The organism is Pseudolabrys taiwanensis (assembly GCF_003367395.1).
GTDB classification, from domain to species: domain Bacteria; phylum Pseudomonadota; class Alphaproteobacteria; order Rhizobiales; family Xanthobacteraceae; genus Pseudolabrys; species Pseudolabrys taiwanensis.
The window spans coordinates 4,737,501-4,753,390 of the sequence record NZ_CP031417.1 but is presented as its reverse complement, the minus strand read 5'-3'; the positions used below and the strand labels follow the sequence as shown (position 1 = coordinate 4,753,390).

At 63.7% G+C, this 15,890-nt stretch carries 14 protein-coding genes; 3 read left to right on the top strand and 11 right to left on the bottom strand.

Going from position 1 to position 15,890, the window contains the following annotated elements:
* Positions 1-5 precede the first annotated feature (5 nt).
* Positions 6-128: an MFS transporter small subunit gene (locus DW352_RS27510; RefSeq protein ID WP_281011334.1), complete on the top strand. Its 123-nt coding sequence runs from the start codon at positions 6-8 to the stop codon at positions 126-128.
* A 74-nt stretch (positions 129-202) separates the two neighbouring features.
* On the opposite strand, the gene DW352_RS22610 is transcribed toward DW352_RS27510, so the two are convergent.
* The 3 genes from DW352_RS22610 to DW352_RS22600 are packed head-to-tail and all read right to left on the bottom strand — an operon-like array spanning position 203 to position 2,767.
* The gene (locus DW352_RS22610; RefSeq protein WP_115693440.1) at positions 203-910 is read right to left on the bottom strand and encodes an alpha/beta fold hydrolase; all 708 of its coding nucleotides are present in this window, start codon (positions 908-910) and stop codon (positions 203-205) included.
* Between the two features lie 10 nt (positions 911-920).
* On the bottom strand, positions 921-1,463 hold the full coding sequence (ppa, locus tag DW352_RS22605; RefSeq protein ID WP_115693439.1) for an inorganic diphosphatase: 543 nt from the start codon (positions 1,461-1,463) through the stop codon (positions 921-923).
* A 59-nt stretch (positions 1,464-1,522) separates the two neighbouring features.
* Positions 1,523-2,767 carry a DUF2336 domain-containing protein gene (locus DW352_RS22600; protein ID WP_115693438.1) on the bottom strand — a complete coding sequence of 415 codons (1,245 nt, stop codon included), beginning with the start codon at positions 2,765-2,767 and terminating at the stop codon, positions 1,523-1,525.
* A 393-nt stretch (positions 2,768-3,160) separates the two neighbouring features.
* Here DW352_RS22600 and DW352_RS22595 point away from each other — a divergent pair, with 393 nt between their 5' ends.
* Together DW352_RS22595 and DW352_RS22590 are read left to right on the top strand one after the other, a co-directional pair.
* Complete coding sequence (locus DW352_RS22595; RefSeq protein WP_162827136.1) at positions 3,161-4,138, top strand: tripartite tricarboxylate transporter substrate-binding protein; 978 nt, start codon at positions 3,161-3,163, stop codon at positions 4,136-4,138.
* A gap of 23 nt (positions 4,139-4,161) precedes the next feature.
* On the top strand, positions 4,162-5,040 hold the full coding sequence (locus DW352_RS22590) for an ABC transporter substrate-binding protein (RefSeq protein ID WP_210209881.1): 879 nt from the start codon (positions 4,162-4,164) through the stop codon (positions 5,038-5,040).
* A gap of 166 nt (positions 5,041-5,206) precedes the next feature.
* On the opposite strand, the gene DW352_RS22585 is transcribed toward DW352_RS22590, so the two are convergent.
* The 8 genes from DW352_RS22585 to DW352_RS22550 form a co-directional block, all read right to left on the bottom strand.
* The gene (locus tag DW352_RS22585; RefSeq protein WP_115693435.1) at positions 5,207-6,901 is read right to left on the bottom strand and encodes a formate--tetrahydrofolate ligase; all 1,695 of its coding nucleotides are present in this window, start codon (positions 6,899-6,901) and stop codon (positions 5,207-5,209) included.
* Positions 6,902-7,059: 158 nt separating this feature from the next.
* Positions 7,060-7,989, bottom strand: a complete 930-nt coding sequence (locus DW352_RS22580; protein ID WP_115693434.1) for a methionyl-tRNA formyltransferase — start codon at positions 7,987-7,989, stop codon at positions 7,060-7,062.
* Positions 7,990-8,109: 120 nt separating this feature from the next.
* A complete protein-coding gene (frc, locus tag DW352_RS22575; protein ID WP_245434222.1) occupies positions 8,110-9,600 on the bottom strand; it encodes a formyl-CoA transferase in 1,491 nt (496 codons plus the stop codon).
* A gap of 133 nt (positions 9,601-9,733) precedes the next feature.
* Positions 9,734-11,464, bottom strand: a complete 1,731-nt coding sequence (gene oxc / locus DW352_RS22570) for an oxalyl-CoA decarboxylase (protein WP_115693433.1) — start codon at positions 11,462-11,464, stop codon at positions 9,734-9,736.
* 32 nt (positions 11,465-11,496) lie between these two features.
* Complete coding sequence (locus tag DW352_RS22565) at positions 11,497-12,177, bottom strand: GntR family transcriptional regulator (RefSeq protein WP_425374670.1); 681 nt, start codon at positions 12,175-12,177, stop codon at positions 11,497-11,499.
* A 140-nt stretch (positions 12,178-12,317) separates the two neighbouring features.
* Positions 12,318-13,835, bottom strand: a complete 1,518-nt coding sequence (locus DW352_RS22560) for a tripartite tricarboxylate transporter permease (protein ID WP_115693431.1) — start codon at positions 13,833-13,835, stop codon at positions 12,318-12,320.
* 106 nt (positions 13,836-13,941) lie between these two features.
* Positions 13,942-14,448, bottom strand: a complete 507-nt coding sequence (locus DW352_RS22555; RefSeq protein ID WP_115693430.1) for a tripartite tricarboxylate transporter TctB family protein — start codon at positions 14,446-14,448, stop codon at positions 13,942-13,944.
* 31 nt (positions 14,449-14,479) lie between these two features.
* Complete coding sequence (locus DW352_RS22550) at positions 14,480-15,493, bottom strand: Bug family tripartite tricarboxylate transporter substrate binding protein (protein ID WP_115693429.1); 1,014 nt, start codon at positions 15,491-15,493, stop codon at positions 14,480-14,482.
* Positions 15,494-15,890: the final 397 nt, after the last annotated feature.

The following is a 15,890-nucleotide window of genomic DNA, read 5'->3' as shown; positions in this document are numbered from 1 at the left end:
TAACAATGCAGCAAGCACAAGAAACCTCGATGGGCCTCAAGCTGACTTTGGCCTGGGCCTTCGTCGGCATTCCGCTGGCCTGGGGCGTGATCCAGACGCTCATCAACGCGATGAAGCTGTTCCAGTAGACGCCTCGTCCAAGATAAACGCCGCCGCTTGCGAAAGCGGCGGCGTTCGTCCTTTGCGCGATCTTCGCAGCCGGTCACACGGCTTGCTTCAGGATCTCCGCCGTCTTATCCGGCATATCCAGCATCACGTGGTGCCCACAAGCGAGCGCGTGCACGGTCCAGGCAGGATCGTTCCTGACCCGCTCGTAGAACGGCTTGAACGGGCTTTCACGCGGCAGCACGGTGCCATGCACATAAATGCGCCTGGCGATGCTCCGATGCTTGCCGGTGAGCTTCAACCGCTCCGCCATGGCCGCAAGCGGGAACGGCGTCGCCAAGCGGTCGACGCGTTCGGCGTCGTTGGCATTGACGTTGAAAAAAGCGGCCGGCGGCGGCGGCACCGCCAGCCCGCCGATATCACCGGCATTGGCAATGAAGCGCTGCGTGTTCGCCGGCACGTTGAGGTCGAACAGCGACTGGCCGTCCTCGGGCAGGAACGCATCGAGATAGACCAGCGCCGCGATCTTCTCCGGCATCCGGTCGGCAACGCCGGTGATCACCATGCCGCCATAGGAATGGCCGGCGAGCACCGCGCCGTCGAGCCCTTCGTTCGCGAAGACGCCGGCCACATCGGCGATGTGCGTCGAGAGGTTGACGGCGCCCGTCAGCAGGTGCGAGCGCTCGCCTTGCCCGGTCAGTGTCGGCGTGAAGACACGATGACCTTCGGCGCGCAGCATGTCGGCGACCCGTCCGTAACACCAGCCGCCACTCCAAGCACCGTGCACGAGAACGAAGGTCGCCATCACGCCATCCCTAGGCCTGCTGCTTGGCCTCCTTGGCGCGCTCGATCCCTTCCAGGATGATGGCCTCGGCACCCGCGGCGTCGATCCACTTCACGATCGTCACCCACTTGCCCTTTTCCAGATCCTTGTAGTGCTGGAAGAAGTGCGCAATCTGCTCGGTGAGAACTTCCGGCAAATCGCTGTAGTTGGCGACCCCGGTATAATACGAATGGAGGGCGTCGACCGGCACCGCGAGGATCTTCTCGTCCTTGCCGCTCTCGTCCTCCATCAGCAGCGCGCCGACCGGCCGGCAGCGGATGACCGCGCCCGGCACCACCGGCACTTGGCTCACCACGATGATGTCGCAGGGGTCGCCGTCGTCCGACAAGGTATGAGGAATAAAACCGTAGTTACCCGGGTAATACATTGCGGTGTGCAGGAAGCGATCGACGAAGATCGCGCCCGACACCTTGTCGAATTCGTACTTCACCGGCACGCCGCCGAGCGGGATTTCGATAACCGCGTGGATGTCCTTGGGCGGATTGCGGCCGATGGAAATAAGCTTCAGGTCCATTGCACGTCCAATTTTTAGCTACGACTGGGCGTGCTTCTAGCACCTCATTTTCCGTTTCACTATGTCAAAACGGTCACCAAACGCGGGGAATCCGCGATCGGAACCAGGGAAGCCTCGTCTCCGTCGATCTCCAGGCGCGCGGGGGACGCGGCTCCGGCGGTGTCCGTCTCCAGCTCCGCCTCCACGCGCGGCTTCACATAGCGCTCGTGGAAGTTGACGATGTTCTGGGCGGTCTCGCGGCTCAGTTTCTTGTAGCGGTCGAAAGCCCGCGACAGGTCGTCGGCCGAGAGGTTGCGGTCGGCGGCATACATCACGAGCAGTTCGCGCGCCGTCGTCCAGGTGCAGCCCGCCGCCTTGGCCAGCAACAGCACCATGTCCTGGCCCTGGTCGAGCAAAGCGCGCTCGACGAGGTCGACCGAGAAACGGCCGAGCCGTGCCAATGCCACCACCGTCTTCTCGAAATCCTGTGCATGCGCCGGCGCATGCACGCTCGCCTCCGTGACGCCGCGCACGCGGAAGCGGCGCTTGGCATCGCGTGCCGCAACGGCATGCTCCTGCGAAGCCTCGCGCACCTCGCGCTGCATGGACGTGGCGACGTTGTCGATGGTATCTCGGATATCCGCCGCGAGCTCCGGATTGGCCGCTTCCAGCTTGGCGCGCACCGATGACGACGCAGCCTCGAGAAGCTTGAGGAAGTACTGGCGCGGAATGTCGCTGCGCTTACCAAGCGTCAGCGTGAGCTTGGTGTCCGTCGACGCGCGGGTCGTCAGCTTGCCATAGCCGGCGAGCGAGAAGCGTGCGCCCTTGTTGCCGGCGACCTTGCGCACGACACGCTTATCGCCGCGTTCGACCAGCACGTCGGTAACGGCTTCGCTCAGCTTCAGACGCTGCGCGATCGCGAGCAGATGCTCCTGGCTTTTGGTCGCGGCGTTCTCGACAAGGTCGTCGTCGTTCAGTTGGTCGGAGAACACCAGCACGGGACCCGCGACCTCGATCTCGTCGTCGAAGGCCAGTCTGCGGATCATGTTCGGCGGCGCGTTTTCGATGCTTGCGAGCCGGTGCGCCAGCTTGGCGCGCGCCTGGCTTTCGATGTCGACCGTCAGATGCTGCAGCACATCGTCGAACAGCGCGATCTGGTCGGTGGAATAGCTGCGCGAGCCCGCCGCGAACAAATCGGTGATGCGCTGAAGGATGCGCATGCGCTCCTCGGCATCGCCCGTGGCGACGGCGTTGATGAGCTCGTCAATCAACGAACGATCCGGCTCGTTCGTGTCGGCGCCTTGAGATGGAGCACTGAAGGTCATTGGGAAGTCACTGGTTAATGAGGGATGAATGGCCGACAGGCGGTCCCGCCGGTAACGTCACACCCTCCACATACCGCAAACTTCCCAAGGCCCACTCTATGGTAGCGGTACAAACTAGCTAAAAATTGAGCGATCCCCAGCGACGCGTTTCTCTTGTCCGCAACTTCGGGCGTGCGCCGCACCCGAAGCGCCGCGCCGATAGACCGGCCGGGCGCCGACGAACCGGAGAATGCAGTTTCTTCAATCGCGCAGCGCACGAACGCTCATTTACGTTTTGTGCCGACATAGCAAAGCTTTTGTCTTTTCTTCCGCGCCTGCCTTGCGTCGGTAACTGCGAGCCACATTATGCGGCTCTCTGAAGACGCGGAGCCAATCGCAATGCGCATGCAACGGATGAGTCGGCTATTCATAAGCGCGCTTGCCGCTGCGGCGATCATCGCCGGCGCGCGTGCGAATGCGGCGGATTGGCCAAACAAACCCATCCATGTCCTTGTTCCGCTGACACCCGGCAGCGCCGTCGACATCGTGCCCCGCATCGTGCTCGAAGAGGTCGGTAAGGAACTCGGGCAGACCTTCGTTTTCGAGAACCGCGTGGGTGCGAGTGGCGCGCTGGCGGCGCGCGCGGCGGCGACGGCGCCCTCCGACGGCTACACCCTGCTCGCGACCTCGTCGGCGCTGACGATCGCGCCGTACACGATCGCGAACGCAGGATACGACCCGATCAAGGACTTTGTCCCGATTTCCGGTCTGGGCATTGTTCCCAACGTGCTGGTCATTGCGCCATCCAAGAACATCACGGCGCTGTCCGACTTGGTGGCCAAGGCGCGTACCGCGCCGGCGCCGCTGACGTTCGGCACCATCGGGATCGGCTCCCCGATGACGGTTTGGATGGATCGCTTGCAAACGAGCGGCGGCTTCACGGTCCAGAATGTCATGTTTCGCGGGGCACCCGAGGCCCTCACCGAAACGATGACCGGCCGCCTCGATTTCTATTCATCGCCGATCCTTGCGGCATTGCCGTTCATTCGCGACGGCAGACTCGTGCCGCTGGCGGTCAGCGGCAGCCAACGCAGCGCCGCCCTGCCCGACGTCGCGACCTCCGTCGAACTCGGTTACGCGGCGTCCGATTATAATTTCTGGCTCGGCTTGTTCGCGCCGGCCGGAACACCGCCGGAAATCGTGAACCGCCTCGACCGCGCGATACAAACCGCGCTTGCGAAGCCAGCGGTAGCGGCGCGGCTCAAAACTCTCGCCATCGACCCCGCCGACATGTCGCGCGAGGCGTTTGCCGAATACATCCGAAAGGAAGTAGTCTCGCTTGCGTCTCTCACGAAAAGAACCGGCACAGCACCCAACAGCCAGCCGAACTAAACTTCGTCAAAAAGGAGAGCATGATGACATCGTCCCCCACCGACAAGCCTGCCATTCGCGTTGCTCCGAACAATCCGGTTTTCGACCTGCCCGTTATCGTGGCTATCGAAGAAGGGCTTTTCGCGCAGGCCGGGCTGGATGTGAGCTTTTCAGCGACCTACGCCGACCGCGAAAAGGATCACGCCGAACGGCCGATCATGTCGCGTCTGAAGGAGGATCTGTTCGATAGCGGCTGCGCCGACAGCTACAATGTCTGCGAATGGGCCAGCATCGACCGGCTCGAGCGCGGCAAGCGCGGCGGCAATATCGCGGCATTGCGCGCCTCGGTGGCGGCGCAGGCCATCGTCACCTTCGACGAGACGCTGCAGGTGCCGCGCGACCTGGTGGATGTCCCGATCGTCGTGCAGGAACTCACCGGCTCCCACTACACCACAATTCAGATGCTGGAGAGCGCCATCGGCGCCGACCACATCAAGCTCGTCCACGGCGGCCTGCCCCAAGCGCGCTGGGCGGGACTGAAGAACGGAACCTACCGCGCCATCACCGTGATGGAGCCCTTCATCAGCCTCGCCCTGAAGGAAGGCGCACACATCGTCGCGTCCTCGTTCTATCGCGGCGGCGAAGTGATCGCTCCGGACCTCACCGAAGATCAGCGCCGTCGTTACTACGAAGCCGAGAACAAGGCCGTCGATCTCATCAACGCCGATTTCTACAAATATGCACATCACGTCGCGGCGCATGCGAAGGGCGCGCTGGAGCCGAACGAGTTGCTTCGTGCTTTCGTGCGCTACAAGCACGTCGACATCTATGACCAGACCCTCTTCGGCCGCGCCTATGACTGGATGAAGGCGCGAGGCTTCTCGGAGGGCCAGAGCCAGCACGCATCGCTGGTCGTCAACTAAGGGTCAGTAGCGACGCCGCTCCTTGAGCGAGGCGATAGACCGCCGCCAAAAAAAAGGGCCCGCTGCTTGCAGCGGGCCCTCCTTTTTTGTCCGGTCGCGCTCGGGAATGAGCGGACATTGTTTGCGGTAAGCCCGCTCTGGTGCGGGCTCCCGTGCAAAGCCGGGTCTAGAACAGACCGACGATCTTTCCGTCCTTGACGTCGATGGCGTCGGCCGACGGCACCTTCGGCAGGCCCGGCATGGTCATGATCTCACCGCAGATCGCAACGACGAACTCGGCACCGGCAGAGAGGCGCACCTCACGCACCGGGATCGAGAAGCCGGTCGGCGCGCCCTTGGCGTCCGGATTGGTCGAGAACGAGTACTGCGTCTTGGCGATGCAGACCGGCAGTTTGCCGAACCCCATCTCTTCCCACTGCTTGAGCTGATCCTTCACCGACTTGTCGGCGGTCGCATCGTCGGCGCGATAGATCTCCTTGGCGATCGTGCGCACCTTCTCGAACAGCGGCATGTCGTCGGGATAGAGCAGCTTCAGATCCGCCTTGCCGGAGTCGATGATCTTCACCACGGCCTTGGCGACGTCGGCCGCGCCCTCACCGCCCATCGCCCAGTGATCGGCCATGATCGCCTCGACGCCGAGCGCCTTGCACTTCTCCTTGACCAGCGCGATCTCGGCGTCGGTATCGGCGGAGAAGCGATTGATCGAGACCACCGCCGGCAGGCCAAACTTCTTCACGTTTTCGACATGGCGCTGCAGGTTGCTCATGCCGGCTTCGAGCGCCTTGAGGTCCTCCTTCTTGAGGTCCTCTTTCTTGACGCCGCCGTGCATCTTCAGCGCGCGGATGGTCGCGACGATGACCACGCAATCGGGCTTCAGGCCGGCCTTGCGGCACTTGATGTCGATGAACTTCTCGGCGCCGAGATCGGCGCCGAAGCCCGCTTCGGTCACCACGTAGTCGGCCAGCTTGAGCGCGGTGGTGGTCGCCGACACCGAGTTGCAGCCGTGCGCGATATTGGCGAAGGGACCGCCGTGGATGAAGGCGGGCGTGCCTTCCAGCGTCTGCACCAGGTTCGGCGCGATCGCGTCCTTGAGCAGCGCCGCCATGGCGCCGTGCGCGTTGAGATCGCGCGCGCGGATCGGCTTACGCTCACGGGTGTAGGCGATGATGATATTGCCGAGGCGCTCCTTGAGGTCCTCGAGGTCCTTGGCGAGGCAGAAGATCGCCATCACTTCCGACGCCACGGTGATGTCGAAGCCGGCTTCGCGCGGATAACCGTTGGCGACGCCGCCGAGCGAGCAGACGATCTCGCGCAGCGCGCGGTCGTTCATGTCCATGACACGACGCCAGGCGACGCGGCGGCTGTCGATGCCGAGGCTGTTGCCCCAGTAGATGTGGTTGTCGATCAGCGCCGAGAGCAGGTTATGCGCCGAGGTGATGGCGTGGAAGTCGCCGGTGAAGTGGAGGTTGATGTCCTCCATCGGGATCACCTGGGCGTAGCCACCGCCGGCCGCGCCACCCTTGACGCCGAAGGACGGGCCGAGCGAGGGCTCGCGCAGGCAGAGCATCGCCTTCTTGCCGATGTAGTTGAGCGCGTCGGTGAGGCCGACCGTGGTCGTAGTCTTGCCCTCACCCGCCGGCGTCGGCGAGATGGCGGTGACCAGGATCAGCTTGCCGTTCGGCTTGCCGGCGAGGGACTTCACATAGTCCATCGACACCTTGGCCTTGTAGTGGCCATAAGGGTCGAGGTTCTCGGCGGCGATGCCGAGCTTTTCCTTGGCGATGTCGAGGATGCGCCGCTTGGTGGCGGCCTGCGAGATTTCAATATCGGACTTCGGATTCTGATGCTGCGAGGCGGGCATGGTGCGTTTCCAATCGTTCGGTGAACCGGCAGATTTTGTTTTGTCATCACCGGACTTGTCCCGGTGATCCCGCTGAGGCGGGCATAGCACTTCTTTAAGCGGGATGGCCGGGACATAGGCGTTCCATAAGAACGCCGGCTATGCCCGGCCATGACACCTCAACTTAGAATGGCGCCCTTCGCGAGATTGACGCTCTTGGCCCATTCGGCGGCCTCGATCTTCTTGCCGCCGTCGGGTTGCACGCGCGTGACCTTGAAGCGGCCGTCGGCGCAGACGACGGTGATGCCGTCGTCCTCCACCAGCACGACTTCGCCGAGCTTGCCGGCAATGCCTTTCGGATCGCGGGCCGGCAACGGCTTGGCGTCGAAGATCTTCACGGTCGCACCGTTGAGCGTCGTCCAGGCGCCGGGCGCCGGATTGCAGCCGCGGATCAGGCGGTCGATCTGCTCCCACGGCTTGCCCCAATCGATGTGGGCGTTGCCCGCGCGGCACAGACCTTCATAGGTCGCCTTCGACTCGTCCTGCTTGATGCGCGGCGCCTTGCCGGCCTTCACCAGGTCGACCGATTCCAGCATCGCATCGACGCCCATCGGAAACAGGCGATCGAAGTAGACGGTGCCGAGCGTGTCGGTGTCGGAGATCGGCGTCTTCTTCTGCAACAGCACATCGCCGGTATCGAGGCCGTTGTCCGGCCAGAAGATCGACAGGCCGGTTTCCTTCTCGCCCTTGATGATCGGCCAGTTGATGGCCGAGGCGCCGCGATAGGCCGGCAGCAGCGACGGGTGATACTGGATCGAGCCGTGCGTCGGGATGTTGAGGAAATCCTCGGGCACGAAAAGGGTGACGAAGGCCATGACCTGAAGGTCCGGCTTCATCGCCTTGAACTCTTCCCACACCTTCGGGTCCTTGTAGGACGACGGCTGGTGCACCGGCAGGCCGGCGGCGATCGCCGCTTCTTTCAGCGGATCCGGCTTGGCGCCGGGTTTTTCCGGCGCGACATAGACGGCGATCACATTGTCTCCGCGCTTCAAGAGCGCTTCCAGCACGGCCTTGCCGAAGGCCTGCTGGCCGTGGACGACGATACGCATTTCAGACTCTCCCCGTATTTTCTCCCTGTCGTTCCGGCCGAGCGAAGCGAGGGCCGGAACCCATATCCACCGACAGGGGTTATGGGCCCCCGCCTTCGCGGGGGCGACAGCGCTCGTTGATTACGCCGCCTTCTCTTCCTTCTGCGGCGCGCTGAGCGCGCCGGAGTTCTTGATCTCGGCCACATCCTTGGCCTTGAGCCCAAGCACGCTGGTCAGGATCTCGTCGGTGTGCTCGCCGAGCAGCGGCGAACGCTTCACCTCGGTGATCGAATCCGACAACTTGATCGGATTGCCGACGCTCAGATACTTGCCGCGCACCGGATGATCGACCTCGACCACGGTACCGGTGTCGCGCAGGCTCTGGTCCTCGGCGATTTCCTTCATCGACAGGATCGGACCGACCGGGATGTCGACCGCGTTACACGCCGTCATGACGTCGAACTTGGTCATGGTCATCGTCCAATCCTCGATGCGGCGGAAGATGGCCTTGAGCTTCGGCAGACGCGCGCGGGGCGTGGCGTATTCCGGATCGGTCTTCCAGGTCGGTTCGCCGATCAGGTCGCAGATCGCGCCCCACACCGGCGCCTGCGTGATGAAGTAGATGTAGGCGTTCGGGTCGGTCTCCCAGCCCTTGCACTTCAGGATCCAGCCGGGCTGACCGCCGCCGGAGTCGTTGCCGGCGCGCGGTGTCGCTTCGCCGAACGGAATGCCCTCGCCGTACTGGCTGTATTCGGTGAGCGGACCGGCCTTGAGGCGCTGCTGGTCGCGCAGCTTGACGCGGCAGAGATTGAGCACGCCATCCTGCATGGCGGCGAGCACGCGCTGACCGCGGCCGGTGCGGTTGCGCTGATACAGCGCGGTGACGATGCCGAGTGCGAGATGTAGACCCGTGCCGCTGTCTCCGATCTGGGCGCCGGTGACGAGCGGCGGACCGTCGAGGAAGCCGGTGGTCGATGCCGCGCCGCCGGTGCACTGGGCGACGTTCTCGTAGACCTTGCAGTCCTCATAGGGGCCGGGGCCGAAGCCCTTCACCGACGCGACGATCATGCGCGGGTTGAGCTTGTGGATGTGCTCCCAGGTGAGGCCCATGCGGTCGAGCGCGCCGGGCGCGAAGTTCTCGACCAGCACGTCGCACTTCTTGATCAGCTCGTCGAGCACGCGCTTGCCCTGCGGATGCTTGGAGTCGATCGTGATCGAGCGCTTGTTGTGGTTGAGCATGGTGAAGTAGAGCGAGTCCGCGCCCTTCACGTCGACCAGCTGGCCGCGCGTGATGTCGCCGACGCCGGGGCGTTCGACCTTGATCACGTCGGCGCCGAACCAGGCGAGAAGCTGCGTGCAGGTCGGACCCGACTGCACGTGGGTGAAGTCGAGGATACGCACGCCCTCGAGCGCCTTGCCGGCCTGGCCGAAGGGCTTCGCCGAGGGACGCGCGGCGCCATTGCCGTTCGACTTCTTGACGCCGTTCGCCGCTTTCGGGCTCTTGACCACACCTTTGGCGGCGCTCCTTTTCGCGCCGGTGCTCTTGGCGACGAGCTTGACCGGCTTGCGCGCCGGTTTCTTGGCCGCGGCTTTGGATTTGGTTTTCGCTGATTTCTTCTTGGCTTTGGCCATCTCGTATCTCCTATCTGCCCGGGCCGTCATGCCCGCGAAGCAGGCATCCAGTACTCACAGCCCTATCGATTGCGCGTAACGTCGAATATCCGGCATTGCTGCGTCCCCGCTTGCGCGGAGACGACAGAAAATCTCATTTCTTCTTCAGCTTGCTCTGCGGGTTCAGGTTGCCGATGCGGCCCGACTCGCTGCCGGCGGCAGGATCGATCACCGCATTGATGAGCGTCGGCTTGCCCGAATCCATCGCTTCGTTGACGGCGCGCTTGAGCTCATCGGGCGACGTCACGTTCACGCCGATGCCGCCGAAGCCTTCCATCATCTTGTCGTAGCGCGCGCCCTTGACGAACACGGTCGTCGCCGGATCGTTGCCGGCCGGGTTGACGTCGGTGCCGCGATAAATGCCGTCATTGTTGAAGATGACGATGCACACCGGCAGCTGGTAACGGCAGATGGTCTCGATCTCCATGCCGGAGAAGCCGAACGCCGAGTCGCCCTCGATGCACAGCACCGGCTTGCCGGTCTCGACCGCGGCGGCGATGGCGTAGCCCATGCCGATGCCCATCACGCCCCAGGTGCCGACGTCGATACGCTTGCGCGGCTTGTACATGTCGATGATGCCGCGCGTGAGGTCGAGCGCGTTGGCGCCTTCGTTCACCAGCATCGCGTCCGGCCGCTCCTTGACGATCGTGCGCAGCACGCCGAGCGCGCCGTGATAATCCATCGGCACGTTGTTGTTCATCAGGCGCGGCGCCATCTTGGCGACGTTCTCGTCGCGCTTCTTGGTGACGGCGCCGGTCCAATCCGCCGAGGGCTTGGTCCAGGAACCCATACCGCCGAGCAACGCTTCGACGCAGGAGCCGATGTCGCCGACCAGCGGCGCGGCGATCTCGACGTTCGAGTCCATTTCCTTCGGCTCGATGTCGACCTGGATGAACTTCTTGCTGTGCGGCTCGCCCCAGGCCTTGCCCTTGCCGTGCGACAGCAGCCAGTTGAGGCGCGCGCCGAGCAGCAGCACGACGTCCGAATCCTTGAGCACGGTCGAGCGCGCCGCGCCGGCGCACTGCGGATGCGTGTCCGGCAGCAGGCCCTTGGCCATGCTCATCGGCAGGAAAGGAATGCCGCTCTTCTCGACGAGGGTCCGGATCGCATCGTCGGCCTGCGCATAAGCCGCGCCTTTGCCGAGGATGATCAGCGGGCGCTTGGCGCCCTTGAGCACGTCGAGCGCGCGCTTGACCGCGTCGGGCGCCGGGATTTGCGCCGGCGCCGGATCGATCACCTTGACCAGCGACTTCTTGCCTTCCTCGGCATCCATCACCTGGCCGAACAGCTTGGCCGGCAGATCGAGATAGACGCCGCCGGGGCGGCCGGAGACCGCGGCGCGGATGGCGCGCGCGAGGCCGATGCCGATGTCGGCGGCGTGCAGCACGCGATAGGCCGCCTTGCACAGCGGCTTGGCGATGGCGAGCTGGTCCATCTCCTCGTAGTCGCCCTGCTGCAGGTCGACGATTTCGCGTTCGGAGGAGCCCGAGATCAGGATCATCGGGAAGCAGTTTGTGGTGGCGTGCGCGAGCGCCGTCAGACCGTTGAGGAAGCCGGGCGCCGACACCGTGAGGCAGATGCCGGGCTTCTTGGTCAGGAAGCCGGCGATCGACGCGGCGTAGCCGGCATTCTGCTCATGGCGGAACGAGAGCACGCGAAGGCCCGCGGCCTGGCACATGCGCCCGAGATCGGTGATCGGAATGCCGGGGACGTTGTAGATCGTCTCGATGCCGTTGAGCTTGAGCGCATCGATAACCAGATTGAAGCCGTCGGTCAGTTCCCGCTCTTCGTTGGTGCCGGCGGTTTGTGCTGCTGCTTGAGCCATTGGTTACTCCCCTCACATTCCTTGTCGGACGCTCAGTCCAAATAATCGGCGTATTGCGCGACGTGCTCGGCGAGGCCGAGCGCGTGATCGCGCACGAGATCTTCCGCGCGCTCGGTGGCGCGCGCTTCCAACGCTTCGATGATCGCCATGTGATCCTTGATCGACCGGTCGGCGCGATCCTTTTCGCCGATGGTGGTGCGGCGGATCATGCGCATATGCGTGAACAGGTTCTCGGCCAAATCGATCAGCACCTGGTTGCGGCTGAGCCGGATGATGGTCTGGTGGAATTCGATGTTGGCGTCGGAATACTCGTCGAGATGGGCGCGCAGCTTGCCGTCGACGAAGGCGGCAAACATCTTGCGCAGGCCGGCGATCTCCTCGTCCGTCGCAACCTTGGTGATGAGCCGGGCCGCCATGCTTTCCAGCGCCGCCCAGGCGGTGATCATCTCGATCACCTCGGCCTTGGTCTTGCGCACGACGTAGATGCCGCGCCGCGGCACCGAGCGGACGAAGCCCTCGCTCTCGAGCTGGGCCATGGCCTCCCGCACCGGCGTCCGGCTGATGCCGAAGTCCTGCGCCAGCTTGCGTTCGTCGAGGCGGATCTCCTCGCGGCTGCGGTAGACGTCCATCGCGACGATGGCGTTCTTCAGGGCGGTGTAGGCCTTGTGCTTGAAGCTCGGCGTCGTGTCGATCGGCGCCAGCAGGGGCTGCAAAGCCAAGGGCGCCGGCCCCGGAGCGGGGCCGCGAGCGCTGGCGCGACGGGGGTTACGGTCTCTGCTCGTCATTTGTGGTATACATTATGCCAGAGCGGGAACGGGCGCAACCGCCCGCTCGAAACCGGCCCACAGGCGGCTTACGCCGCCGTGCTCAGGCCGGCCGAGCCACGCATGCGCGCCCAGCCGGCGCTGATGATCGGCCAGAACAGCGCGATCAGGCCGAGGGTCATGATCGAGGACACCAGACCGTTCGACCAGAACACGCCCAGGGAGCCCTGCGAGGCGAGCAGCGATTGGCGGAAGGATTCCTCGGCTTTGTCGCCGAGCACGATCGCCAGCACCATGGGGGCCAACGGATAGTTGGTCTTCTTCATGAAGTAGCCGACGATGCCGAACACCAGCATCATCACCACGTCGAAGGTGTTGTTGTGCACGGTGTAGGCGCCGATGGCGCAGAACACGAGAATGACCGGCGCGATCACGCTGAACGGGATGCGCAGGATGGCGGCGAACATCGGCACGCAGGTCAGCACCACGATGAGGCCGACGATGTTGCCCATGTACATCGAGGCGATCAGGCCCCAGACGAAGTCCTTCTGCTCGGTGAACAGCAGCGGCCCCGGCTGCAGGCCCCAGATCAGGAGGCCGCCGAGCAGCACGGCCGCGGTCGGCGAGCCGGGCACGCCGAGCGAGATCATCGGCAGCAGCGCCGAGGTGCCGGCGGCGTGCGCCGCGGTTTCGGGCGCGATCACGCCTTCGATTTCGCCCTTGCCGAAGTTCTTGCCGCGCTTGGAGATGCGTTTGGCGATGCCGTAGCTCATGAACGAAGCGGGCGTGGCGCCGGCCGGCGAAATACCCATCCAGCAGCCGATCAGGCACGAGCGCAGCGACAGGAACCAGTATTTCGGCAGCTCGCGCCAAGTCTGCAGCACGATCTTGAGATTGATCTTCGCCGACTTGCCGCGGAACGACAGCCCCTCCTCCATGGTCAAGAGGATTTCGCCGATGCCGAACAGGCCGATGACCGCGATGAGGAAGTCGAAGCCGCTGAGCAGACTCTCGAAGCCGAAGGTCATGCGCAGTTGGCCGGTGACCTGGTCGAGACCGACCGAGCCGAGGGCGAAGCCCAACATCATCGCCGCGATGGTCTTGAACGGCGGCTCCTTGCTGAGGCCGACGAAGCTGCAGAAGGCGAGGAAATAGACCGAGAAGATTTCGGCCGGACCGAAGCGCAAGGCGAAGCTCGCCACCAGCGGCGCGACCAGCGTGATCATGATGACGGCGAACAGCGCGCCGACGAAGGACGAGGTGAAGGCCGCCGTGAGCGCCTCGCCGGCCTTGCCCTGCTGCGCCATCGGATAGCCGTCGAATGTCGTGGCCACCGACCAAGGCTCGCCCGGTATGTTGAAGAGAATGGAGGTGATGGCGCCGCCGAACAGCGCGCCCCAATAGATGCAGGACAGCATGATGATCGCCGAGGTCGGCGACATCGAGAAGGTCAGCGGCAGCAGGATAGCGACGCCATTGGCGCCGCCGAGGCCCGGCAGCACGCCGACGAGAACGCCGAGCACAATGCCGATCACCATCAGCACGAGATTGTAGGGTTGGACGACGACCGAGAAGCCGTGCATCAAGTTGCCGATGTCTTCGAACATTGTGTCGTTTCCTCGGGCGGCCTCGCGCTCTGAATGGCGCCTTTGCCCTGTTAGTGACCCAAACTTTCGAACCGGCGCCCGCGTTGGGGCGCCGCCTGCGTGGCTGTCAGAAGCCGAGCATCCGCTCGACCGGGCCTTTCGGCAGCGGCACGAGGAACCAGATCTCGAACATGAAGAAGGTCGCGATCGGCACGAGCACGGAAATGCCGGCGACCACGCTCCAGCGGTAGTGGCCGAGCCAGCGCATGAACAGCGCGATCAGCAGCACCGAGGATACATAGATGCCGAGATAGGGAATGATGGAGACATAGACCGCGGTCGGCACCACCACCGAGGCGACCTGACGCAACTGCGTCCAGTTCGCGAACACGGCGCCGTCGTCCGGAACGAGGAAGATCTTGGCGAGATTCACCGCCGAGGCGATGATGATGATCAGGCCGATATAGAACGGAAAGAAGCCGGCTTGCGGACCATCGGCGCCCCAGCCCGAGCCGATCTGCATGCTGCCGATCACGGCGATGACGCCGACCGCCGCGATCGCCAAGGCAACACCCACTTCAACGCCCCGATGGGACGGGCCCATCCCACCGGCTTCATGTGTCATGTCGGACATTGCGTTTTCTTTCGGAAACGATCGCGCTTGATCAGTTGGACCGGGCGAGGAAACCCGCTTCCTTCATCAAGCCTTCGTGCTGCTTCTCGGCGTCCGCCACCCACTTGGCGAAGTCGTCGCCCGTCTTGAAGGACTGGTTGAAAGCGCCGTCGCTCATCAGCTTTTTCCACTCTGGCGTTTCGCGGACCTTCTGGAAGAGATCGACGTAATAGGCGACCGCTTCCTTGCTGACGCCCGGCGGCATGAAGTAGCCGCGCAGCATCAGATACTCGACGTCGAGGCCCTGCGATTTGCAGGTCGGGATCGAATCCCAGGCGAGATCGCCGGCGATCTTCTCGTGATAGTCCAACGTCTTGGAGTCGAACACGCAGAGCGGCCGCAGCTTGCCGGCACGCCATTGCGCCACCGCTTCGATCGGATTGTTGACCGACGAGTCGATGTGATTGCCGACGAGCTGCACGGCCACTTCGCCGCCGCCCTTATAGGGGATGTAGGTCATCCGCTTGCCGGTCGCCTTCTGCAGCGCGACCGTGATGATCTGGTCTTCCTGCTTGGAGCCGGTACCGCCCATCTTGAAAGTGTTGTCGGGCGCGGCCTTGATGGCGTCGATGTACTCCTTGACGTTCTTGTACGGCTTGTCCGCGTTCACCCACAGCACGAACTCGTCGAGCGCCATCATCGCGACCGGCGTCAGATCCTTCCAGGTAAAGGGAATGCCGGTGCCGAGCGGCGTGGTGAACAGGTTCGACAACGTGATGACCAGCTTGTGGTCGTTGCCCTTGGAGTTCTTGACGTCGAGGAAGCCTTCGCCGCCCGCGGCGCCGGACTTGTTGATCACCACGACAGACTGCTTGGACAGACTGTGCTTGGTGATGATGCCTTGCATCGCGCGCGCCATCTGATCGGCGCCGCCGCCGGTGCCTGCCGGCACGATGATTTCGATCGGGTGGTTAGGCTCCCAAGCGGCAGCGGGAGCCGACGACAAGGCAAGCAGGCCGCCAAAGCAAGCAGCGCCGATAGCCAGTTTTTTATGAATGGCCGACATGAATCCTCCCTTCGTTGCGTTTCCTCCACGCGGCTGATTCTATTGTCAGCTCACGTGCAATCGGGGCGATCTATCGCGCAAGAGCACAGCATACATAATCCATTATACCAAGCCCCCTCGTGATCCCGTCGTGTTGAAATCGTCATTGCAGCGCAATGACCCATCGCGGCGCAGCAAGACGAACGTATACTAATCATCGCGCGCCGCAGCGGCCTTGGAGGCAGCAGGCGCTGGCGCATCCGCATCGAAAAAATGCGAAGTGGCTGAGCATGATAATGAGAGAAGGACGCAGCAATGTGATGCGCCGGATCAGGCGCGAGCCGGTATGGGATGTAACGGATGGCGCATCGGCGACCCTTCGCAGTCGCGGGATGTACGCCCAAGTCTCACGGCCACG

Coding starts and splice junctions, on each gene's coding strand:
- DW352_RS27510 (WP_281011334.1), top strand. CDS start 6: ATGCAGCAAGCACAAGAAACCTCGATGGGCCTCAAGCTGACTTTGGCC.
- DW352_RS22610 (WP_115693440.1), bottom strand. CDS start 910: ATGGCGACCTTCGTTCTCGTGCACGGTGCTTGGAGTGGCGGCTGGTGT.
- ppa (WP_115693439.1), bottom strand. CDS start 1,463: ATGGACCTGAAGCTTATTTCCATCGGCCGCAATCCGCCCAAGGACATC.
- DW352_RS22600 (WP_115693438.1), bottom strand. CDS start 2,767: ATGACCTTCAGTGCTCCATCTCAAGGCGCCGACACGAACGAGCCGGAT.
- DW352_RS22595 (WP_162827136.1), top strand. CDS start 3,161: ATGAGTCGGCTATTCATAAGCGCGCTTGCCGCTGCGGCGATCATCGCC.
- DW352_RS22590 (WP_210209881.1), top strand. CDS start 4,162: ATGACATCGTCCCCCACCGACAAGCCTGCCATTCGCGTTGCTCCGAAC.
- DW352_RS22585 (WP_115693435.1), bottom strand. CDS start 6,901: ATGCCCGCCTCGCAGCATCAGAATCCGAAGTCCGATATTGAAATCTCG.
- DW352_RS22580 (WP_115693434.1), bottom strand. CDS start 7,989: ATGCGTATCGTCGTCCACGGCCAGCAGGCCTTCGGCAAGGCCGTGCTG.
- frc (WP_245434222.1), bottom strand. CDS start 9,600: ATGGCCAAAGCCAAGAAGAAATCAGCGAAAACCAAATCCAAAGCCGCG.
- oxc (WP_115693433.1), bottom strand. CDS start 11,464: ATGGCTCAAGCAGCAGCACAAACCGCCGGCACCAACGAAGAGCGGGAA.
- DW352_RS22560 (WP_115693431.1), bottom strand. CDS start 13,835: ATGTTCGAAGACATCGGCAACTTGATGCACGGCTTCTCGGTCGTCGTC.
- DW352_RS22555 (WP_115693430.1), bottom strand. CDS start 14,448: ATGTCCGACATGACACATGAAGCCGGTGGGATGGGCCCGTCCCATCGG.
- DW352_RS22550 (WP_115693429.1), bottom strand. CDS start 15,493: ATGTCGGCCATTCATAAAAAACTGGCTATCGGCGCTGCTTGCTTTGGC.